The 22,080-nt window shown below is 41.7% G+C and carries 19 protein-coding genes, 1 pseudogene and 1 riboswitch; of the genes and pseudogenes, 12 read left to right on the top strand and 8 right to left on the bottom strand.

Annotated elements, in window-relative coordinates:
* Positions 1-75: 75 nt before the first annotated feature.
* Positions 76-507: a hypothetical protein gene (locus DU53_RS06680; protein ID WP_063728169.1), complete on the bottom strand. Its 432-nt coding sequence runs from the start codon at positions 505-507 to the stop codon at positions 76-78.
* A gap of 443 nt (positions 508-950) precedes the next feature.
* Here DU53_RS06680 and DU53_RS06675 point away from each other — a divergent pair, with 443 nt between their 5' ends.
* A complete protein-coding gene (locus DU53_RS06675) occupies positions 951-1,271 on the top strand; it encodes a hypothetical protein (protein ID WP_161484769.1) in 321 nt (106 codons plus the stop codon).
* A 279-nt stretch (positions 1,272-1,550) separates the two neighbouring features.
* Positions 1,551-1,715: a hypothetical protein gene (locus DU53_RS12300; RefSeq protein WP_161484768.1), complete on the top strand. Its 165-nt coding sequence runs from the start codon at positions 1,551-1,553 to the stop codon at positions 1,713-1,715.
* Positions 1,716-1,812: 97 nt separating this feature from the next.
* Here the strand turns inward: DU53_RS12300 and ribE are convergent, their stop codons facing one another.
* Genes ribE through ribD form a run of 4 tightly spaced genes read right to left on the bottom strand, consistent with a single transcriptional unit; the run spans position 1,813 to position 5,036 of the window.
* Positions 1,813-2,283 carry a 6,7-dimethyl-8-ribityllumazine synthase gene (gene ribE / locus DU53_RS06670; protein ID WP_063728165.1) on the bottom strand — a complete coding sequence of 157 codons (471 nt, stop codon included), beginning with the start codon at positions 2,281-2,283 and terminating at the stop codon, positions 1,813-1,815.
* Positions 2,280-3,452 carry a bifunctional 3,4-dihydroxy-2-butanone-4-phosphate synthase/GTP cyclohydrolase II gene (locus tag DU53_RS06665; RefSeq protein ID WP_063728163.1) on the bottom strand — a complete coding sequence of 391 codons (1,173 nt, stop codon included), beginning with the start codon at positions 3,450-3,452 and terminating at the stop codon, positions 2,280-2,282. The genes ribE and DU53_RS06665 overlap by 4 nt, the downstream gene beginning before the upstream one ends.
* A gap of 4 nt (positions 3,453-3,456) precedes the next feature.
* Complete coding sequence (locus DU53_RS06660) at positions 3,457-4,014, bottom strand: riboflavin synthase (protein WP_063728161.1); 558 nt, start codon at positions 4,012-4,014, stop codon at positions 3,457-3,459.
* Positions 3,999-5,036: a bifunctional diaminohydroxyphosphoribosylaminopyrimidine deaminase/5-amino-6-(5-phosphoribosylamino)uracil reductase RibD gene (ribD, locus tag DU53_RS06655; protein ID WP_063728159.1), complete on the bottom strand. Its 1,038-nt coding sequence runs from the start codon at positions 5,034-5,036 to the stop codon at positions 3,999-4,001. Before ribD ends, DU53_RS06660 begins: the two co-directional genes overlap by 16 nt.
* A gap of 89 nt (positions 5,037-5,125) precedes the next feature.
* Positions 5,126-5,245, bottom strand: a riboswitch (FMN riboswitch).
* Positions 5,246-6,293: 1,048 nt separating this feature from the next.
* Between ribD and DU53_RS06645 the strand changes: the two genes are divergently transcribed.
* From DU53_RS06645 to DU53_RS06625, 5 genes and pseudogenes are all read left to right on the top strand, one after another.
* Positions 6,294-7,433, top strand: coding sequence for a citrate/2-methylcitrate synthase (locus DU53_RS06645; protein WP_015868584.1), 1,140 nt, complete (start codon positions 6,294-6,296; stop codon positions 7,431-7,433).
* 3 nt (positions 7,434-7,436) lie between these two features.
* Positions 7,437-8,690 (top strand): 3-isopropylmalate dehydratase large subunit, encoded by a 1,254-nt coding sequence (locus DU53_RS06640; protein WP_063728155.1) that lies wholly within the window; start codon positions 7,437-7,439, stop codon positions 8,688-8,690.
* Between the two features lie 16 nt (positions 8,691-8,706).
* A complete protein-coding gene (locus tag DU53_RS06635; protein WP_063728171.1) occupies positions 8,707-9,207 on the top strand; it encodes a 3-isopropylmalate dehydratase small subunit in 501 nt (166 codons plus the stop codon).
* A gap of 6 nt (positions 9,208-9,213) precedes the next feature.
* Positions 9,214-10,415, top strand: a pseudogene (icd, locus tag DU53_RS13345) (isocitrate dehydrogenase (NADP(+))).
* 521 nt (positions 10,416-10,936) lie between these two features.
* Entirely contained in the window at positions 10,937-12,097 is a 1,161-nt protein-coding gene (locus DU53_RS06625; protein WP_063728153.1) for an amidohydrolase, read from the top strand.
* A gap of 766 nt (positions 12,098-12,863) precedes the next feature.
* On the opposite strand, the gene DU53_RS06615 is transcribed toward DU53_RS06625, so the two are convergent.
* Both DU53_RS06615 and DU53_RS06610 read right to left on the bottom strand, forming a co-directional pair.
* Positions 12,864-13,634, bottom strand: coding sequence for a hypothetical protein (locus tag DU53_RS06615; protein WP_063728150.1), 771 nt, complete (start codon positions 13,632-13,634; stop codon positions 12,864-12,866).
* Positions 13,635-13,647: 13 nt separating this feature from the next.
* Positions 13,648-14,649 (bottom strand): LacI family DNA-binding transcriptional regulator, encoded by a 1,002-nt coding sequence (locus DU53_RS06610; RefSeq protein WP_063728148.1) that lies wholly within the window; start codon positions 14,647-14,649, stop codon positions 13,648-13,650.
* A gap of 250 nt (positions 14,650-14,899) precedes the next feature.
* Between DU53_RS06610 and DU53_RS06605 the strand changes: the two genes are divergently transcribed.
* The 5 genes from DU53_RS06605 (at position 14,900) to DU53_RS06585 (ending at position 20,865) form a co-directional block, all read left to right on the top strand.
* Positions 14,900-16,108, top strand: a complete 1,209-nt coding sequence (locus DU53_RS06605; RefSeq protein WP_063728146.1) for an ABC transporter substrate-binding protein — start codon at positions 14,900-14,902, stop codon at positions 16,106-16,108.
* Between the two features lie 76 nt (positions 16,109-16,184).
* A complete protein-coding gene (locus tag DU53_RS06600) occupies positions 16,185-17,063 on the top strand; it encodes a carbohydrate ABC transporter permease (protein WP_063728144.1) in 879 nt (292 codons plus the stop codon).
* Positions 17,063-18,370: a carbohydrate ABC transporter permease gene (locus DU53_RS06595; protein WP_063728142.1), complete on the top strand. Its 1,308-nt coding sequence runs from the start codon at positions 17,063-17,065 to the stop codon at positions 18,368-18,370. The genes DU53_RS06600 and DU53_RS06595 overlap by 1 nt, the downstream gene beginning before the upstream one ends.
* Positions 18,371-18,397: 27 nt before the next feature.
* Entirely contained in the window at positions 18,398-19,489 is a 1,092-nt protein-coding gene (locus DU53_RS06590; RefSeq protein WP_063728141.1) for an ABC transporter ATP-binding protein, read from the top strand.
* A 26-nt stretch (positions 19,490-19,515) separates the two neighbouring features.
* On the top strand, positions 19,516-20,865 hold the full coding sequence (locus tag DU53_RS06585; protein ID WP_015868572.1) for a glycosyltransferase family 4 protein: 1,350 nt from the start codon (positions 19,516-19,518) through the stop codon (positions 20,863-20,865).
* 692 nt (positions 20,866-21,557) lie between these two features.
* Here the strand turns inward: DU53_RS06585 and DU53_RS13195 are convergent.
* Positions 21,558-21,680 (bottom strand): hypothetical protein, encoded by a 123-nt coding sequence (locus DU53_RS13195; protein WP_255358888.1) that lies wholly within the window; start codon positions 21,678-21,680, stop codon positions 21,558-21,560.
* Positions 21,681-22,080: the final 400 nt, after the last annotated feature.

Here is a 22,080-nt window from a genome sequence, read left to right as displayed (position 1 = left end):
CAAGGCCTCTGGTGTAATCGAGCAGCAGTGTTTTGTGCTCAGACCTGGGAAAAGAAATCTCTTCACACATAGAATTTAGAAGTTGTGGTATATTAGTTGTGGGCATGGGAAACCTCCATATGTTGTGTTTGGCTTCACAACTAATTTACTAGGTTCCCATGCCTTTTTCAATGACCTGTATTTCCTCTTTCTTCTAAGTGCATAGTTTGGGATAGAAGAGATATATTTAGATCTATCAAGTATTTCATCAAAGTTTTCCTGAATAAAATCGGCTTTTTCTTCAGTAACTGCGTCATAAAATTCAGTCCATTGAAAATATCCAAAAGAAAGCTTTTCGGCAACTAATTGAACCGTAAGTTCAAAAGCATGCATATGGCCTTTTATTCTTTCGTTGTACCTGGTGAGGTTGAGATTGTAAAATTCTGCGATGGCGATAACAAAAACCAAAACAAAAACAAAAATGGAACTCAAGAGGGTAACTTTTCCTCTAGCGTTCAGTGTGGTCATTTTTCCACCATCCGTTTTTCTTGGATTCTATCCCAACACTTCTTAGAAAAGCCTTCGAACCATATTCACTTGACTTACGTTAGACAACCACTATTCTCAAGTGGTCAATTATAAAGACTTGATTTCTGTGAACTACTTCGACGGTATAGCGTTCAACTTTTACTCCAAATTTGGCTGCTCTTTTCTTTCTATAACTGATTCTGAAATCGTACTCGTACTGGAAATAAAGGATTGTCCAAGTTTTTGGATTGCTTTGTTGTAAGCACCTATCAGTTTAGCTATCAATTCTCTTCATTTGTGCGCTTGCTATATATTATTAATTCATTTGTTCTAATCTACTATACCATACATTTGTTCAGTTTATGAATAAAATGAAAGTTACTGCTTTTGTTCATTTTTCTACCAAAACACTCCAAATTTTAATGCATTTTTGATCAACATTTATGATTGTTTCTCATTTTCAGGTTATAATGTTTGACGCCAGGTCGAAGATTGGCAGTATTAGCCAAAAAGTAATAGAGAATTGGATTTGCTTTACTGATTCAGGGGATAATGTGTTAGGAAAGGTGACGGCATTTATTAGAAGAAACAGGAATAAAATAGAATTGCTATTCTTTAAGTATCCAACATCGGGTATCCTGATCGCCAGTGGAACGATGGAATTTGGAAGGGAATTACCTGTTACTCGCATCCGGGAAGAAAGAATTTTTCCGCAGGTTGAAATATCCTGGAATACGATGAATCTCCAGAAGAAAAGCACTTAACATACAATATTGCTGATTGGGTTCCCGCTATGGTTGAAGTACGTGTTTGAGGTGAGGATTTAAAGTATAACTTTGAGTGATTGGAAAATGGGGTTATCCTCATACAGATATTCCAATGTATTTCAATACACCATTTAACCTCTTTCGCAAGTGCCTTACCGTAGAGATTCTGAGTTAGTTGTTCCTCTATAGCTCGACAAACTCGGCGACCATATCTAACCAGCGTTTGGCAATCCAGAAAGTCTTATATTCAAAGAAAAGAAGATGCCCCTCGTATTATTGAAGAGACAAACGAAGGGAGCAACTTCTATGGTTGTGACTATTCCAAGGCACAACAAAGCCAAAATGGAGCTTGTATTCCACAACCCGTCAAAGGAAAATGTTGGAATCTTTTGCAGTGACGCATTCATGTCTAAATGGATGATACTCCAGCATTTAAGTTAAGACTATTTCTTGAGTATCAACAGAGTCATATTATTCATCAGCACCACGCTTCTTTGTTTTTTACTGTTTCACATTCAAACTCTTGAACCACAATTTATTAAATTGCTTCTATCTGCCTTTTTAGGTTTGCCATTTCCAGTGCCACCATAGCTGCTTCAAAACCTTTGTTTCCTGATTTAATGCCTGCTCTGTTCAAGGCTTGCTCGACAGTGTCGGATGTGATGATTCCAAACGATACAGGTACATCCTCTTCCAGGTTGATCGTCGCGATACCTTTCGAGACTTCATTGGCCACAACATCGAAATGATATGTCTCGCCACGGATAACCGCACCAAGCGCAATTATCGCGTTGTGTTTCTTTTTGAGAGCGAGTGACCTTGTGATGTGCGGTATTTCCATAGCACCAGGAACCCAGATAACATCTATGTTTTCATCTTTTACCTCGTGTCTCTTCAAAGCATCCAGAGCTCCGTCTAAAAGTTCTTTCGTAACAGCGGAATTAAATCTCGAAATCACGATGGCGATCTTCAGCCCTTCTCCGTAATATCTTCCTTCGAAAACCCTCATTTTTTAAGCACCTCCTCAAATGTGTGACCCATTCTTTCCATTTTTGTCTTTAGATAGAAGTGGTTGTATGGTGTTATCTCGCCGAAGATGTTCCTTGTTTCATCAACGATGATCTGGTAATGCTTTAATTGTCTGAGTTTATCCGGGTTATTTGATAGCAGTATAATCTTTTTTACTCCAAGTGCTCTCAACATCTGTGCTGCAACACCGTAATCTCTCATGTCTTCAGGAAATCCGAGAGCGATGTTCGCATCAACCGTATCCATGCCGTTATCCTGAAGATGGTATGCTTTTATTTTGTTGTGAAGTCCTATTCCACGTCCTTCCTGTCTGAGATACAGCACGATACCTCTTCCCTGGGACTTTATATAACGCATTGCATTTTGAAGCTGTGAGCCGCAATCACATCTCAGCGACCCCAGTGCATCACCTGTAAGGCACTCAGAATGGATCCTCACAGGCACCGGTTCTTTGGATATGTCTCCATATATGATTGCTGTATGTTCCAGAAAGTCGTAATTGTTTTCGAAGGAAACGATCTGGAAAGTTCCGAACTTCGTCGGCAGCGAAGCGATTGACACCACCTTAACCAACTGTTTGTTTTTTGTGTATTCCTGAATAACTTGATCGCGTGTGACGATGGGGAAACCATTCTCTTTCGCGCGTTGTTTGGCAAAGTCTATATTGTGCGAATTTCCATGTTTGTCGAGTATTTCGATTATGACCGCTGATCTTGAGAATCCACACAGTTCCATAATTTCGAGCGACAACTCTGTGTGCCCTTGTCTTTTATTGAGCCCAATGCTTCCAAGAAGATGTATATGGCCGGGGTATCGAAAAGCATTTATGTTTTCCCCTTTCGCAAGTGCCCGAATCGTCTTCGCGCGATCACTTGCAGAAATCCCGGTCCCTGCACCCAAATGATCAACAGGGACGAAGAAGTTCGTTTCACTATTTCGTGAAGGAAGTTTGAAAAATCCCCTTTCAAAAAGTACATATTCATCCATCGCGACACACAACATTCCTTTGTTCTCTATCATCGTGTTTATAATATAAGTGTTTACAAGTTCAGCTGGAAAGATGAGATCTGCCTCCATCTCGCGTTTATCATCTATGAGCACAATTGGTTTTCTGTCCAAAAATGCCTTTCTAATTTTCGATATCTCCATATACTCACCCCTTATAAATTCCTTTCAAGTAGCGCGCGATAACGTCTATCTCGTAATTCACTATGTCACCTGGATGAAGCGTTCTAAGGTTTGTGTTTTCAAATGTATGCGGTATGACTTGCACGGTAAATGTATCGAGATCTATCTTTGCGATTGTTAGGCTAATGCCGTTAATCGCGATCGACCCTTTTTCGGCAATTCCCCAACGTTCCCTCGGCATGGAGAAGGTCATCCATGTTGTTTCCCTTTCTTTTAAACTTTTTAAGAACTTGATTGTGCCGTCGATATGCCCTGTAACTATATGGCCATCAAATCTTCCATTAATAGGTAGCGCGCGCTCTATGTTTGCTTCCCTTCCGTTCCATATGCCAAGGTTGGTGCGTTTGAGTGTTTCCAGCCCACAGGTAAAGGTTATGTGCCTTCCAACTGCTGTTGCTGTAAGGCACACACCGTTTACCGCAATGCTGTCCCCTATCTTCACGTCGTCAAACGGATTCTCGATAACCAGCGTGTTTCCACGTATTTCCATTTTTGAAACATATTCCACTATACCTGTGAACATGGTATCAACTCCCAGTAAATGTCTGGATGGTACACCTCTACTCTTTTCGTCGTGAATCCTTTAAATTTACGATCAAATGGGGAAAGCCCATTTCCAAAGGCTATTGGAGCATAGAAGAGGTGAATTTTATCGGCATAGTTGATAAACTGGGATGCAACATTTGCGCCTCCTTCAACGAGAACGGAATCTATCCCCATTTTTCCAAGTGCTTTTAATATTGGTTCTGGAGATAAATCATCTTTTCGGATAACTTCAACATTTTCAGGCCAACGCTCATTCGAAGATGTGAAGATTATCGTCCTTCCTTCTTGGGCAAAGAGTTTTAGATTCACTTTCGCAGTTTTCCCGGATCTATCCAGGATGATACGAATTGGATTTCTTTTGCAAAATGAATATCGGCAGGTCAAAAGGGGGTCGTCAGAAATGGCGGTTTTTGAGCCAATCATTATTGCTGAGTAGTAGTTTCTTAATCTATGAACCTTTTCTCTTGCCCGATCTGATGTAATCCTTTCGCGTTTTCCACGCATGCTTGTAATGAATCCATCTAAGCTCATAGCGAGTTTCAACGCAACGAAAGGCATTTTTGTTTTCATATACTTTGCGAAAACCTCGATCAATTCCTTTGCCTTGGCCTCTAAAATTCCGTGCTTTACGCATATTCCGGCGTTTTTTAGTTTTTCCTCGCCTTTTCCGTGGACCATGGGATTTGGGTCAAGGGTTCCAATGTACACAGCTGAGAACCCTTCTCTTATAATCCTGTCAGTACAAGGCGGCGTTTTTCCATAATGGACACAGGGTTCGAGCGTTACATATATCTCAGCTCCCTTGATGTCATACCCCATTTTTTTCGCGTTCTCAATGGCTACAATTTCCGCGTGCCTTCCACCAAAGTATTCATGGTAACCGGTGGATAGAATCTTTCCATTTTTGACGATTACAGCCCCTACAAGCGGGTTGGGATTTACCAGCCCTTCTCCTTTTCTTGCCTCCTCGATAGCAAGCTCCATAAATTTTTCATCCATATCCATTCCTCCAAGAAAAAAGTCCCCGGAAAACTCCGGGGACTTTTAAGATTCAATATCGCAACATATACGTTGCTTTCTATCTACTATCAATTCTCCTCCCATCCGGACTTTCACCGTCGGCTCCGGAATTCCACCGGATCAACTCCTTCAGGAGCTCGCGGGCTTTCACCGCCGGTCGGGAATTTCACCCTGCCCCGGAGAATTTTTCTGTATTTAATTTTTTCTATTTAAGTATATTATACCCAATTCTTGACGTACTTTCAAAGAACTGAGAGACAAGGATTCGAGAGTCCGAGAGAGCCGCTTCGCGGCGACACGAATCCCTTCGGGATTGATACGACCGGCTTCGCCGGTGATACGAACTCCTTTGGAGTTGACCCGAACTGCTGCGCAGTTGACACGCACCTTCGGTGGAAAGCAGCTACGCTGTGAAGCGCTGAGCTGCGCTCAGGAGGCTCACGACGTTGACGCTCACGAGGTTGGGGCTCGCAGACGCTGATAAAAAGCCGAGAACCGAGAGTCCGAGAAGGCGAGAACCGAGAGGGCCGCTTCGCGGCGACACGAATCCCTTCGGGATTGATACGACCGGCTTCGCCGGTGATACGAACTCCTACGGAGTTGACCCGAACTGCTGCGCAGTTGACACGCACCTGCGGCGGAAAGCAGCTACGCTGTGAAGTGCTGAGCTGCGCTCAGGAGGCTCACGACGTTGACGCTCACGAGGTTGGGGCTCGCAGACGCTGATAAAAAGCCGAGAATCCGAGAGTCCGAGAAGGCTGCTTCGCAGGGGCTGTGCTGGGCTTTGCCCAGGTCGTGCGTGACTTCATCACGGCTATGCGCAACTTCGTTGCGGCTTGAAAAATAAAGAACTGGTAAACACGCTTCGTGTGGGTAAGTCCGGCGCAGTTATCTCGACCGACTTTGTCGATGACACGTGCATACGGCAGAATAGAACCCGAGAGGATTGCTCTACACCCAGCAACCGGTAACATGAAAATGGGGACTGTTCACATTTTTTTCAATCTTCCAATTATGATAAACCATCATGATTGTGATAAAATAACTCACAATAACCAGCAAAACCAGAAGATATATTGCGCTATTCGGAGTAAATCGCTAAATTCTTCTAGAAATAATGTAATATCAATTATTTTGTGAAATTTTGGTGTCATTTTGCTTCACTTTTGAGTGTTCTTAGTATTTTAATGCCGATAATTAATGAAATAATCATATGTGGGGAAAGTGAGGAGTTGCATGACTTCTTTTGAAGGCGTAAAAATTTTCAAAGGTCTGGAAAATGTAGCTATTGCTGAAACATCTTTGAGCTATATAAATGGCGAAAAGGGAAGATTAGTCTACAGGGGAATCCCTGTGGAAGTTCTTGCGGAAAAAGCTTCATTTGAAGAAGTTGCTTTTCTCCTGTGGTTTGGCTATCTGCCGAATAGAAAAGAGTTGGATGACCTTATAAGATTCATGGCAGATAGCCGGGACATACATCCCGAAATAGAAGATCATATTGCCAGATTACCGAATAAGGCTCATCCAATGGATGTTTTGAGGAGCTGCGTCTCGCTGTTCGGCGTTTTCGAGGATCTTCAAGCTTCACACGACGAACTTCAAAGAGCAGCGAGAATAACAGCCAAGCTGCCAACAATAGTTTCTTACCACTACAGGCTATCAAGAGGGATGAAGCCTGTACCACCTGATAAAACCCTGGATCACGCGTCTAATTTTTATTACATGATAACCGGAGAAAAGCCTGATGAAGAAATCTCAAAACTCATGAATTCGATATTAATACTGCATGCAGAGCAAGGGCTGAACGCTTCCACTTTCACAGCCATGGTAATCGCCTCAACATTATCTGATATGTACTCTTCGATCACGGGGGCGATCGGAGCCCTAAAAGGTCCTCTGCATGGAGGAGCCAATGAGAAAGTGATAGACATGATAGAAGAGATAGGCACTCCAGAGAATGTGGAGAGCTATGTTGAAAAGGCTTTGAAAGAAAAAAGGAAAATTCCCGGGTTTGGTCACAGGGTGTACAAAACTTATGACCCAAGATCAAAAGTTCTAAAGGAATACGCGAGAAAGCTTTCGTTGAAAATGAACGACGCCAAATATTTCCCGATAGCCGAAAAACTCGAGAAGGTCGTTGTGGAGAAACTTGCACATAAGAAAATATTCCCGAATGTTGACCTTTATTCCGGGATAGTTTACAAACTGCTTGGTTTCCCAAAAGAGATCTATACAGCTATATTCGCTATAGCACGTGTAGTAGGCTGGACAGCTCATGTTATCGAATATACCAAATCAAATAAGATAATAAGACCGTGCGGCGTCTATGTTGGACCTATGAACGCTGAATACATACCTTTGGAAGCGAGGGAGTGAAAAATGGGGAAAACCATCGCTGAAAAAATAATATCCGAACATGTTGGAAGAGACGTGAATTCTGGAGATATCGTTGTTGCTAAGGTAGATATAGCCATGGTTCAAGATGGAACCGGTCCTCTGGCTGTTGATGAGTTCTGCACAATGGGGTTTGACGTTCTTAAAGCCCCGAACTCCATTCTTTTTATAGACCACGCCTCACCGAGTCCGCGAAAAGAATTGTCAAACGCACAAAAGAAATTGAGAGATTTTTCGAAAAAGACAGGAGCCATTCTTTCGGATATAGGTGAGGGAGTATCGCACCAAATACTTGTTGAGAAGTATGTGAAGCCTGGTGACCTTGTTGTTGGTGCCGATTCTCATACATGCACTTCTGGTGCTCTTGGAGCGTTTGCTACCGGGATGGGATCAACAGATGTTGCACTCGCTTTCGGACTAGGGAAAGTATGGCTAAAAGTCCCGGCGAGCTTGAAATTTGTTTTGAATGGAAAAATTCCTGATGGAGTTTTTTCAAAGGATATAATTTTACACATAATTGGTCTCATTGGAGCTGACGGTGCGAACTACAAAGTAATGGAATTTGAGGGAGAGGTTATAGAGCAGATCTCACAGGAAGCAAGATTCACCATAACCAATATGGCAATTGAAGCAGGAGCAAAATCGGGAATAATAGCCCCGGATGAGAAGACAAGAGCATTCCTCAGATCTTATGGTAGGGAATCAGATTACAGAGAAATAAAATCCGATCCTGATGCGGTTTACGAAAAAATCTATGAAATAGATGTATCCAATCTTGAACCGGTGGTTGCGCTACCCCACACTGTCGATAACACTAAGAGTATCAGCGAAGTTGAAGGTATCAAGATAGATCAGGTATTCATAGGTACCTGTACAAATGGAAGACTCGAAGATCTGAGGGTGGCAGCTTCGATTTTAAAGGGCAGAGAAAAGCATCCTGATGTGAGGTTAATAGTTATACCTGCATCAAAAGATGTTTATCTAAAAGCCTTAGAAGAAGGTCTGATTAAGATCTTTGTGGAAAGCGGCGCAACAGTGCTTGCACCAGGATGTGGACCCTGTGTGGGGGTTCATCAGGGGGTTCTTGGGGATGGAGAAAGGGTTCTATCGACCCAAAATAGAAATTTCAAAGGAAGAATGGGAAATCCAAAAGCTGAAATATTTCTTGCTTCTCCAGCAACCGCTGCAGCTTCAGCTATAACCGGCAAAATCACCGACCCAAGGAAGTTCCTTGTATAAGGGGGAGATACAATTGATTATTAAAGGGAAAGTGTGGAAATTCGGTGATGATATTTCAACAGATCATATAGCGCCTGGAAGATATTTTCATTTACGCACCAATCTTCCAGAACTTGCAAAACATGTTCTTGAAGATGCGAGAGAAGATTTTCCCAAAATAGTAAAAAAAGGAGATATGATAGTCGCTGGAAAAAACTTTGGAATGGGATCTTCCAGGGAACATGCTCCCAGGATAATAAAACTTGCCGGGATTTCGTGCATAATAGCGAAATCCTTTGCCAGGATATTTTACAGGAACTCTATAAATATAGGACTTCCTTTGGTAGAAATTGAGGAAGCCGATGAGATAGACGAAGGCGATGTAATAGAGGTTGATCTTAGAAATGGAATCGTTAAGAACCTCACCAAAGGGAAAACTTACAGATTTAACCCCATGCCAGATTTTATATTGAAGATCGTAGAAAAAGGTGGAATAAGAAATTACATAAAAGAGTTTGGAGACTACTTTGTGGAGTGATTCGCCTTGGAAGGACAGAAAATAAAGGTAGAAAACAACAGTATTTTGGTTCCAAATAATCCCATAATCCCATATATAGCAGGTGATGGAATAGGACCAGAAATAATGAGAGCTGCGATGTTAGTGTGGAACTCAGCAATTTCTCGTGTTTATGCAGGAGAAAGGAAAGTCGTATGGAAGGAAATATATGCAGGTGAAAAGGCTATAGAAATCTTTGGTGACCCTCTTCCTGAAGAAACAATAGAAGCTATTAAGAGTCATGTTGTTTCTATAAAATCACCTTTGACTACCCCGGTCGGCATGGGATACAGGAGCCTTAATGTGAAGCTCAGGCAGGTTCTGGATCTATATGCATGCATAAGACCTGTCAAATGGATAAAAGGAGTTCCGGCTCCAGTTAAGCACCCGGAACTTTTAGATGTGGTAATCTTCCGTGAGAACACGGAAGATGTGTACGCTGGAATAGAATGGAAAAGAGGTTCACAAGAAGCGAAAAAGGTTATCGACTTTTTAAGAGATACGTTTAATCTGGAAATTAGAAGCGATTCAGGCTTGGATTGAAGCCTATAAGTGAATTTGCTACGAAGAGAATCACGAGGAAGGCTATTCAATATGCCCTGGAAAATGGCAGAAAGAGTGTCACCATAGTTCATAAGGGAAACATAATGAAATATACAGAGGGTGCTTTTGTGGAGTGGGCTTATGAAGTGGCTTTGGATGAATTTGAAGGCAAAGTGGTTCCGGAGAGAGAGTTAAACGAGCCGGTGTCTGAAAAATTGATCGTAAAAGATAGGATAGCAGATAACATGTTCCAGCAGATACTCTTAGAACCTTCGGAGTACGATATAATGCTTCTCCCTAACCTGAATGGAGATTATCTGTCTGATGCTGTTGCAGCTCAGGTTGGTGGTATAGGGTTAGTTCCTGGTGCAAACATAGGAGATTTTGTGGCTTTGTTTGAACCAACACACGGTACAGCACCGCAACTTGCTGGAAAGGAAATAGCAAACCCAACATCCTTGATATTATCCGGTGCTATGATGTTCGATTATATTGGGTGGAAAGAAGTTGGAAGCATCATAAAAAAAGCTGTTGAGAAAACTATAATGGACGGGAAGATGACCATAGATCTCGCAAGAAAGAAAGGTGTAGAGCCTCTTAAAACCACGGAATTTGCAGAAGAAATCATTAAAAACATTGAAGAATAGGGATTCGAGAGTGCCGCTTCGCTGAGAAAGTGCTGAGCTGCGCTCAGGAGGCTCACGACGTTGAGGCTTGCAGCGCTGACAATCGATAATACGACGCTTGCTGCGGCCGACGCTCACAATGTTAACTCTTGAAAGACTGATAAAAAAACGTTGTTTTCTAATGTAGGGGCAGAACATGTTCTGCCCTTTCTGGTTACTATACTTTGCCATTGGTCGTCTTACCTTCTCGGATTCTCGGACTCTCACCTACCTACATCGGTTCTCGAGTTTTATACAGCATGCTGTGCCCTGTTTTTTATGTCAGCAACGCAGCTGCTATCTCGGCTCCCGGTTTTTTACCTATTCGCTGGAAATTAATTTGCTTTACGTACTATTTATTTGTTAGAATGGGATCGTATAGCTGGAGTGGCAAATGCCTTATAATGCATAACTAGAATTTGTATTATTGCGATACTTTCCATTTTGAAACCAGCCTATTTACTTGGAAATTTCTTGTTTCCAGATTTGTTGGAGGTGGCACTATGGAAATTCTATTTAAAAACGGTACAATTTATCCAATTACATCGAGTCCCTTCAAGGGCGACCTGTTGATAGTTGATGGTAAAATCAAGGCCATAGGCGAGCAATTAAAAAACAGTAATGCTGAAGTCATTGACGTTTCCGGAAAATTTATCTTTCCCGGTTTTGTTGATGCGCATTCTCATATCGGTGTCTTTGAAGAGGGAGTAAGCGAAGAGCTTTACCAGGATGGCAACGAGAAGACAAACCCCGTTACCGCTGAAGTCAGGGTGCTTGACGCCTTCTACCCCAACGACCCCGCAATTGATAGAGCTCTTTCCGGAGGAGTAACAACGGTAAATGTATTCCCTGGAAGCGCCAACCCCATAGGTGGTCAGGGAGCGATCTTCAAATTCCGTTCCAGAATAGTGGATGAAATGGTTGTAAAATCTCCTGCGGGGCTGAAGATGGCAACCGGTGAGAATCCCAAGAGGGTTTATGGACGAGAGAGAAAGCAGCAACCCGGGACCAGGCTGGGTATAGCTGCGATAATAAGACAGTACTTCCAGAAGGTAAAGAACTACATACAGAAGAAAGAAAAGGCGCTTTCCAATGGGGAAGAATTCACCGACATAGATTTGCAGTTAGAGGCAGGCGAGAAAGTTCTCAAGAAAGAAATACCAGCCAGAATACGTGCCCACAGGATGGATGATATCCTCACGGCGATCAGGATATCCGAAGAATTCGGTTTCAACCTGGTTATCGAACATGCTACTGAGGCTTACAAAATCGCCGACTATATAAAAGCGAAGAACGTACCCCTGATTCTGGGCCCAATTTTCGGTTTCAGAACTAAGCTCGAGCTAAAAGACATGAGCTACGAGTCTGTCAGAATTATAAATGAGAAGGGCATCCTTGCAGCCATGATGTGCGATCATCCGGTAATACCTCTTGAGTTTACCAATATTCAGCTTGGCACTGCACTTAGATATGGTGCAAAAGAAGAAGATCTCCTGAAGATGGTAACCATAAACCCGGCAAAAATACTGGGGATGGAATCCAGTATCGGTTCGCTTGAACCAGGCAAGGATGCGGACGTAGTCATCTGGAGTCACCATCCCTTCGACTTCAGAGCAAAGGCAGAGAAAGTCTTTATAGAAGGCAAGCTCGTTTTCCAATACTAACTGTGCTAGTGGGGCGAACTGCTGCGCAGTGGTTACGGATCCTTCGGGATTGACACGAACTCTTTCAGAGTTGTCACGAACTCCTGATAAGAATCCGAGAATCCGAGAGTCCGAGAACCGAGAGAGGCGAAAGAACTGCTTCGCAGTTGATGTGCGCCTGCGGCGGAAAGCAGCTACGCTGTGAAGTGCTGAGCTGCGCTCAGGAGGCTCACGACGTTGACGCTCACGAGGTTGAGGCTCGCAGACGCTGATAAAAATCCGAGATCCGAGAGTCCGAGAACCGAGAAAGCCGCTGCGCGGCAGATACGAATCCCTTTGGGATTGTTACAACTGGATACGCCACTGGTGCGAACCACTTCATGGTTGATTAGAACTACTGCGCAGTTGTCCCTGGAAAATGGGGACAGTACACCAAAAAAACTTCGAGAGTCCGAGATCCGAGAAGGCGAGAGGGCCGCTATGCGGCGAAAGTGCTGAGCTGCGCTCAGGAGGCTCACGACGTTGACGCTCACGAGGTTGAGGCTTGCGGACGCTGTCAGCTGATAGTGTGACGCTTGCAAGACGCCTACAGCGGGAAGAACAAAAAAGCGAGATTGGATGTTGGAGACTAGAGCTTGGATAAAAAATGGGTATAAGGTCTAGGGGTTAGAAAGTTCAAAAACAATGACAGGTCTAAACGTTCTTGCCTTCTGGGTTCTTGGTTCTCAGTCATCGGCTCTCGGATTTTCTCTATTCTCGCTTTTCAAGATTCTTAGCCGAGATAAGTTTATCCAAAATCCTTTAACTTAAACTTCGTTGTGTAGTGGTTCATATCGGTGAATTCGGAGTATTCGAGCTCAGCAATATCCAACTCCAGCTCAATCTTTGGAGTTGTCGAAAGCGCTTTTGAAATTTGTAACTTTATTTCTTTAGTAGGTTCTTCAGGGAGAAAGTAACCCAGGCTCAGGTGTGGTTTCAATGGATCTACAAGGTTTACAATGCTTTGAAAGGTATTAAAGAGGTTCAGGAGCAATTTGAAATCCCTCTCTCCTGAAGGGGCAAAAAGAACTGCTATACCGATTGGAGGCCCTATGAATCCAATAGCTTTTAGCTTTATTTTCTCCTGATCTGGATACTTTTTGAAGTAAGTAGCTAGCTTTTTAAAAAGTCTTTTGACATCATTTCCCGAACGACTCATGAGCTCACTGAGCTTGTTCTTGTTATGGATATCAATTTCATTGTTTAAATCATGCAAAGTAATATGAAAATATTCTGGATCCAGAGGGGCCGCAAGTGATTCACCAACGTCCCGGTAAAGTTTTCGCTGGATTTCTACAAAGGCTTCTCTTTCTTTTACAGGAAATATCAACGTGTCTCCTCTGAAAGGACAGTATACTCCTCTTTTGGTTACTTTTTTTGTTAGATTCGGAATTATTGGCCAGTGTGTTGGTTCCTGTAAAAACCTTAGAGAAGAATTTTTTTCACCTTCAAGATATTTTAAGTAGTCTGAATAATCCAATCTGGTTCCATTGTGATTTACATCCTTTAACAACTTCACATACAACATCCTTTCATACTGATTGCCTTTCAATTATTCTGGGTGGCAGGATTATCCTCTTTGGTGATTTCTTCTTTGAATGCATCATCTCTATCAAAAGATTAACTGCCTGGTCAGAGAATTTTTCGACATTTTGGTCGATAGAAGTTAAAGGCGGGTACATGTATTCACTAGAGGGCAGATTGTCTATTCCAAGAACAGCAACATCTTCCGGAATCTTTAATCCTTTTTCTCGAATGGCTCTATAAGCTCCAAGTACTTTGGCGTCTCCAGAGATAAAGAATGCATCCACGAAACTTTTGTCCAGTAGTTCGTGGGTTTTTTCATAGACTCTTTTTATAGTGGATAACCCATAAAAAACGCTATGAGCTATTCCATGCTTTTCACAGGCTTCTTCGAATCCCTGAGCCCTCTCGCGATTGACGTTAAAAACTTTTGGCCCCAGAAATAGAGCTATATTTTCATAACCTTTGTTTATAAGGTATTCCGCTCCAATATACCCCACAAGATAGTTGTCAAGGTCTACAAAAGTTGTATCGGAAAAATCCTTGTCCTTTCCGATAATTACAAAGGGAATATTGTTCGCTCTTAAATATCTAACTCTGCAATCTTCCGATATTACATCAAACATGATAGCGCCATCGGCAAGCCCACTTTTAAGTAAATGGAAACCATCGGTGTCATCACTTATCGTCTCTTCACCGGAGGATGGAGAGAGAATAACTTTGTAACCTCTATTTCTAAACTTAACCATGAGACTTTTTAACATGAGGTCATGCCATTCATTCCAGTACTCTCCCATTCTTCTATCGATAAAAAGGATCACCGTTCTGGTCTCGCTGTTTCTTAGGGCTTTCGCGAGAAGGTTTACACTATAATTATGCTCCTTGATAACGCGTAAAATTTTTCTACGTGTTTCTTCTTTGACATTAGGGGCGTTGTTAATTACCCGCGAAACGGTTTTTATAGAATAGCCAGTAAGTTTCGCAATATCTGTTATGGTAACTTTTTTCATAAGACTCCCCCTTTTATGACAACATTATCATCGTCGATCACATTATTATAGTATAAATTAAAAAAAGTATGAAATTTCGCCACATTCAAATAATAGTAATATCAAAGCACACAAAGGTCTATTTGCCAATATTTACCTATTATTACCGATAATCATGTTTGTTCGAATTACTTCACAGGAGTAAGCTTATTTTGTGCCACAAATGACAACGTTGTCTTTAATCACCTTTTGAAAAGGGGGGAATCTAAGTATGAAAAAGCTTCTTCTTGTTCTTGTGCTCGTTGCTATTGCAGCTTTTGCTTTTGGTAAGGAAACGCTAGTTGTTGTTTCAAGACTCTGGACACCACCATCAGAAAAGGAATTTGTCATCAATGAGATCATCAAGCCTTTTGAAGAGATGTACGGTGTTGAGGTTAAGTTCTCCACTCTTGATGATCAAAAGATTCTTGAACAGGTTAAACTGCAGCAGCAAACAGGCAATATAACGACGGACGTCGTTATTGCCTATGCTGCGAAAATGCCAGAATGGGTTAAAAATGGGTATGTTGTCGATCTTACAGATATTGTTTCCCAGTGGACCGATAGGCATTTCTCTAAAGGTCTTGATTCCATGACCATCTTCGACGGTAAAAGATACTTCCTTCCCATTGGTGCTGATGTTTATCTGTTCATCGCTAACAAAAAGGCTCTTCCTTACTTACCAGAAGGTGCTGATATTCAGGATTTAACCTGGGAACAAGTTGCTGAATGGGCTAATGCTATTGCGATCGGTGAGGGTGAAGGAAAATTTGCCGTTACCGGTGTCCCAATGAAATCCTTCATTTACCAGGCTGGTGCAGTATGTCTTTCCTATGGTGCGGACTGGCCAAACCTCGATAACCCCGGCGCGATGGCGGCCTTTTATCTGTTGAGTAAAATGGCAGATGCATTTCCACCTGCTGTCATGACTTACGACGATGTTAGACCTCCTTTAAAGAGAGGAGAAGCCTGGCTAGCAGCTGCACATAACGCAAGAATCGGTGAAGTCTATAAAAATGACCCCACAAACTTCATTATTGCTCCTGTTCCTAAAGGTCCCGCCGGAAGAGGATCCGTTGCCGGTACCAGCGGTCTAGCCATTGTAAAGGGAACAAAGCATTATGACCTTGCTGTCAAATTCCTGGAATACATAACCAGGCCAGACATCATGTTGAAGGTCAGCAAGGGAACCGGCGGCTTTATACCCACAGTTGAAGAAGCTATTAATTACCTTGGTGACACTATTGAGGATGAAGTTATTAAGAAGTCAATCATGGTCATGAAAACTGGAGTTCTTTCCTACATTGCTCCTCTCTGGAAGGACTGGGGCCAGGTTAAGCTCGTTTACGACGATATTTTCAAGAATATGATTATGAAAGGTATCTTTAATCCTCAATACCTTGAGATCATGCAGCTCAGAATTGACGCTCTCAGGAAATAACCCTTAGAGTCGTCACTGTTATACAACGGGGGACTTTTAGTCCCCCTTATTTTGGAATTGTACAAGCTAGGTGGTGATGATTATCACAGCGGTGAAGTTTAAAAGATATATCCCCTATCTTTTGATAGCACCTACAATTATTTATTACGCTATTTTCTGGTTGAGGCCTGTTCTAACGGCTGTTTTCTACAGCTTTTTTGAAGAGGGAAGCAACCAGTTTACACTCGCTAACTATAAAACCATATTCACTGATCCGTACTTCTTGAAAGCGCTTATTAATACAGGGATTTTTGTTGCTATTTCTGTCACACTCGAGTTTATTGTTGCACTGGGACTGGCTTTGCTCATAAATAAAAAATTCAAAGGAGCAGGTATTTTCCTTTCGCTTGCGCTCATTCCTATGGCATTACCTGCCACAGCAGTCGGAGCTATGTGGTCCAGTGGTTTTGCTACCTACGGCTGGGTGAATAGTCTCTTGTATAGACTCGGTTTGATAGCAGCAGATGGTAAAATCCCCTTTCTCGCGGGAAATGAGTTTCAATCTTTAATGCTTATTATTTTGATAGACGCATGGCAGGTTATTCCATTTATGATGGTCATTTTACTTGCCGGGTTACAGGGAATTCCAAAGGAATCAATTGAAGCTGGTTATGTTTTTGGGGGCAATAAGCCTACGGTTTTGAAAAAAATAACAATGCCTATGCTCAAGCCAAGTATTCAAACGGCTTTGATCCTGAGAATTATCTCTGCTATTCAAGTCTGGTTGATCATCGTTATGATTTATGGTTACAGGCGGATCCCCGTCCTGCTTGAAGAAGTTGTCTTTTACAAAGAAGAAATCATGGGATTTTATAGAATCGCCCTTGCATATTCAGTCATAGTTGCCGCATTAGTTTCAGTTGTTGCCATACTCTATTTGAAGGTCTCGGGAGCCTTCAAAAAGGAGGAAGCCTGATGGCAAGAAGGAAAAGTACAAAAAAAATCATATCAAGTACTATTTTCTATATATTCGTTGCCGGAATTGCCACTGTTATTGTTCTCCCCATATATTTTCTCGTTTCCATTTCATTTATGTCAGACCAGGAAGCATATGATTGGCCTATAGCTATGGCTCCAGCTTTTTCAAATACTTTCTTACTTCAGAAATCCGACAATCTTCCGGACGGTTTTCTTATGAGTGTGTACAGTAAATCCCAGGAAGATTTCATCAATATATCTGAAGCAAATGACCTTGACAAGATGATAAATTTCATTGACAGAAAGACAGGTAGTAAAATCCCAAAAAAACTTCTCGAAGAGAAAATAAGCGAACTCGAAACGTTGGTAACCCAAAATGAAGAAAGAATAAACGAGCTTAAAACTCAGATGAAACGTGAGATTCTGGCAATAAACAGGCTTAACAGAGAGATCGTCAAGATACATCAGAATTTAAAACTTTTTGACCCGGAGGATGAAACTTTCCGGGAACTACGCGAGAATCTTCAAAATCAGCTTCAGGAAAAGCAACAGGAAAAAATTCTGGTAGAAGAAAAAATAAAGACTTTGAAGAAGGAACTCCAATCTATAAGTGGGGTTACATTTAAGGTACGTAAAAACATTTTTGCCAGCTACATTACTTTTTTCAGGGTAACTTCGGATTCCGTAGGTGCACTTATAAGAAGCATTCAAGTAGCGTTATTGACCGTTCTTATTTCTCTTACCATAGGTGGTATGGCTGGCTATGCATTTGCAAGATACGTATTTAAGGGAAAAAATCTACTGAAATTAAGTGTTCTCTTTGTCAGGATGTTCCCCGGGATAGCTATAGCCATGCCTATGGTCATAATACTTGCTCAAATGGGTTTCTATGACAAACCCATAGGTTTATCCCTGGTTTATTCGGTAGGCCAGATTGGTATGACCACGTGGATTACTGCAAGCATCTTTATGGGAATTTCAGTGGAACTCGAAGAAGCAGCACAGGTGTTTGGCACATCTCGTTTGGGAGCTTTCTTAAGAGTTACGCTGCCTTTGGCACTCCCCGGTTTGGCTGCCAGCGCCATGTATGCTTTTATCGGTAGCTGGTCAGAAACAGCGCAGGCCATAGTTTTAACCCAGTTCAAACCTACGTTCCCTGTTGTTATTTATCAGACACTCGTGGGAACAAAGGGTATGATAAACCTTGTTGCTGCTGGAGGAGTAACCCTCGCTTTCCCCGCCGTACTTTTTACTATGATCATAAGAAGATATATCCTTCAGATGTGGGGTGGGGTAAGAGTTTAAGAAAATTATGGAAAAGGAGCTGAGTATATGGCTACGCTTGAACTTATAAATCTTTCCAAAAGATACGGTAAGAGCGTTTGGGGCGCCAGGAATGTAAACCTTAAGGTTAATGACAAGGAGTTCATAGTCTTTCTTGGTCCATCCGGTTGTGGTAAAACTACAACCCTCAGGATGATAGCCGGTTTGGAAGAAGTTACGGAAGGGAGGGTTCTCATAGACGGAGAAGATGTTACCGATATGCCTCCACGAAAAAGGAATGTTTCTATGGTCTTTCAAAGTTATGCTGTGTGGCCTCATATGTCCGTCTATGAAAATATCGCCTTTGCTCTTAAGCTAAGAAAGATGGAAAAATCCAAAATCGATAAAATTGTTCGTGATGTGGCAGAGCTGGTTAATATTTCTGAATATCTCGAGAGATTTCCACGCCAGCTTTCAGGTGGTCAAAGACAAAGAGTTGCTCTGGCCAGGGCTATTGCCGTCAAACCAAAACTGTTCCTTATGGATGAACCTTTGTCAAATCTTGATGCAAAGCTAAGGGTTCGCATGAGAACCGAGCTGAAAGCAATCCATCACAAAACAGAGGCTACAACAATTTTTGTAACTCATGACCAATCCGAGGCTATGAGTATGGCTGACAGAATTGTGATCATGAAGGATGGAAAGATCGTGCAGATAGGCACGCCGGATGAAGTTTATTTCAACAGTGCCAATGTTTTTGTTGCCGGTTTCATTGGCACTCCGGCAACAAACTTCTTTGAGATGGAATTAAAACGAGAAAAGGGAGAGATCTTTCTCGTACACCCTTCATTCAGTTTCAAACTTAACGGCCAGTTACTTACATATCTTAAAGACTATAATAAGGATCGTTTGATCATAGGGATCAGGCCTGAAAGTATACAGATAAATAGTGGGAATGCTGTCTTCAGAGAAAAGGTACTCGTTGTCGAACCTCAGGGCTCTCACCAGATTGTGGCCATCGAGCTTAATGGGGAAATAATAAAGATCGTAGCGCCTTCTTTCCCAAAGTACTCGCCAGATGAAACTATCGATATTTCCTTTGACGAGGAACGAATCATGTTCTTCGATATTGAAACAGAAGAAAGATTGAAAATCAAATAAAATAACGAAAAAGGAGAGTTGTCCGGATGAACATTGGTCTTGCACATTACAGAGTAGGCGAAACTGATGGTGTTTCACTGGAGATGGAAAAGTGGAGAAGGGTTCTTGAAGATATGGGGCACAGGGTCTTTTTTATCTCCGGCACACCTGACTATGGCGAAATCTACATTCCAGAGATGAGTTTTCATAGTGAACGCTTTAAAAAAATAGAAAATAATGCCTATAGAAAGCTGAAAGATTACAAAAGTGAAGAGGAGTTCAAAGAAGATATCTTGAAAGAAGCAAAGTTGATTGAAGAAAAGCTCATCAAAGCTGTAAAAGAAAACAACATAGAGCTTCTAATCCCAAACAATATTTTCTCTCTGGGTGTGGCATTTTCTGTCACGATAGCATTCGCGCGAGTTATCAGAAAGCTTGGATTGAAAGTAATAGCACATAACCACGATTTCTACTGGGAAAGGCAAGCCTTGAGCAAACCAACCTGCAAGTTTATCAAAGAATACCTCGATGAATATTACCCTCCAAAGGATGAAAACATAAAACAGGTAGTGATCAATAAAATAGCGAAAGAAGAACTTCTCAAACGAAAAGGACTGGATTCGACGGTTGTCCCCAATGTCTTCGACTTTGACCAACCTTTATGGAAACCAGATGAGTTTAACAAAGACCTAAGAGAAAAGTTGGGTATTTCATCCAATGATATAGTGTTTTTACAGGCAACACGTGTAACAGACAGAAAAGCCATAGAACTCGCAATTGAAGTCGTTGGCGAGGTAAACAGGAGACGCCAGGAACTCTATGGAACATTGTATGACGGCCGTGAGTTTACCCCCAATGGCAAAATCTTGATGTTAATGCCAGGCCTCATTGAAACTGCTACCAACTATGTGGATTTTCTAAGAAAGGTTGCTGATAAGGAGAAAGTTGAAATCATATGGTGCAACGAAATAATGGAAGCTGAAAGACAAAATAATGCTGCCGGAAAGAAATACTCACTCTGGGACATGTACGTGGTTGCTGACATGATAACCTACCCCAGTATTCTTGAGGGCTGGGGTAACCAGTTCCTCGAGGGTCTTTTTGCAAAAAAGAATATGATTGTCTTTGAATATCCCGTATATCTGACAGATATCAAACCACTCGGTTTTGAAGTGATTAGTCTTGGAACACAGTACACCAAAAGAAAAGGCACAAGCTATGTAGAAATTCCAAGAGAAAAAATCGTTGAAGCTGCAAAGGAAACAATCAAACTCTTAAAAGACTCAACTGAATACAGCAGGAGAGTGGAGAAAAATTTTGCGATAGGACAACAATACCTTTCTTATAGATCTCTCAGGAAAAAATTAAAAGAAATTATCTCAAGTTTTGAGTCATAGAACTTGTGATTCGAGAACCGAGAGTCCGAGAACCGAGAAAGCCGCTGCGCGGCAGATACGAATCCCTTCGGGATTGTTACGACCGGCTTCACCGGTGATACGAACTCCTTCGGAGTTGGTGCGCCCAGCTTCGCTAGGGGTAAGCCAACAGAGCTGCACTTCGGAGGCTTGCAACGCTGTCAATAGATAGAGCAACGTTTGCAAGGGTGTAAGAAACCGCTGTTTTTTTCTGGAAGACCTTGACTTTGTGTGGAATAAAACGAAAATAGAATTGTTTGCGAAGGAGCTCTTTACTAAAGTCTCAAAACAGGTCTATCCACAGAGATTTCAATATCTCTTTAATAACACTCAGCAATATCAGAGTCAGAAGGGTTATAATGGCTGTCCTGATATCAAATCCATCAAGCATAAGTCCAAGAGCAAGCACGACTCCGGGAGGATGTTTGGTATCTGGGTCTGGAAGCTTTTTTATGAGTTATAGTAAAAACTATGAAAGAGCTGCCACCAAAGGACGCTATCACCGCTGCTTCAGAAATAGCGTCCAGAAAGAATAAAATGCCCATTACGGAAAATCCCATGAGCGATGTGTGAAAAATATAACGCGACTTGTTCCATTTGAAATTCTCATCCAGAATTCTCAAACCAGATCCCTCAATACCTCAATACTATATAGAAAAAATTACACATCTAAATCATAGAATCATAAATATTTTGAGTGCTTCACTTTTAAGACCCTTAGATTTTGCAACATCTTTCTGATTATCAGGAAATACCTCATATGGAACGGCGCTGAACATTCCTGTTATTCCTAGCATTGAGAAAACATATCCGGATAAAATAGTTTCGCATTTGAAATACTGCTATAGTGTCAAACATCCTTTAATTCCCACATTTTTGGTTGGTTTTTCACTTTGCTTTTAGTATAATTTTAAAGAGAACTGTCAGTTGGTTAGATATGTTATGAAGGGAATTCATAAGTTGCTTGTTGTTGAACTTTCCATGTTTGTGTATGGCAAAATAAAAATACAGCAAGTGGCAGGATAAAAATCCAGCAGTAAGGAAAAGAAAAAGATCATTGCCAGCACCCGGAAAATCCATTACCCTTTAATTGCACACCAAAACAGTTAAAGGGGGTTAGAAAGGAGTGCTGACAATGATCCAGATACATCATATCAAATATCTACGTGAATTTAAAGGGAAGTCGCTAAGAAATAT

Source organism: Kosmotoga sp. DU53, from assembly GCF_001639905.1.
GTDB classification, from domain to species: Bacteria; Thermotogota; Thermotogae; order Petrotogales; family Kosmotogaceae; genus Kosmotoga; species Kosmotoga olearia.
The sequence above is the reverse complement of the archived record's forward strand: the minus strand, read 5'-3'. Positions and strand labels throughout refer to the sequence as shown.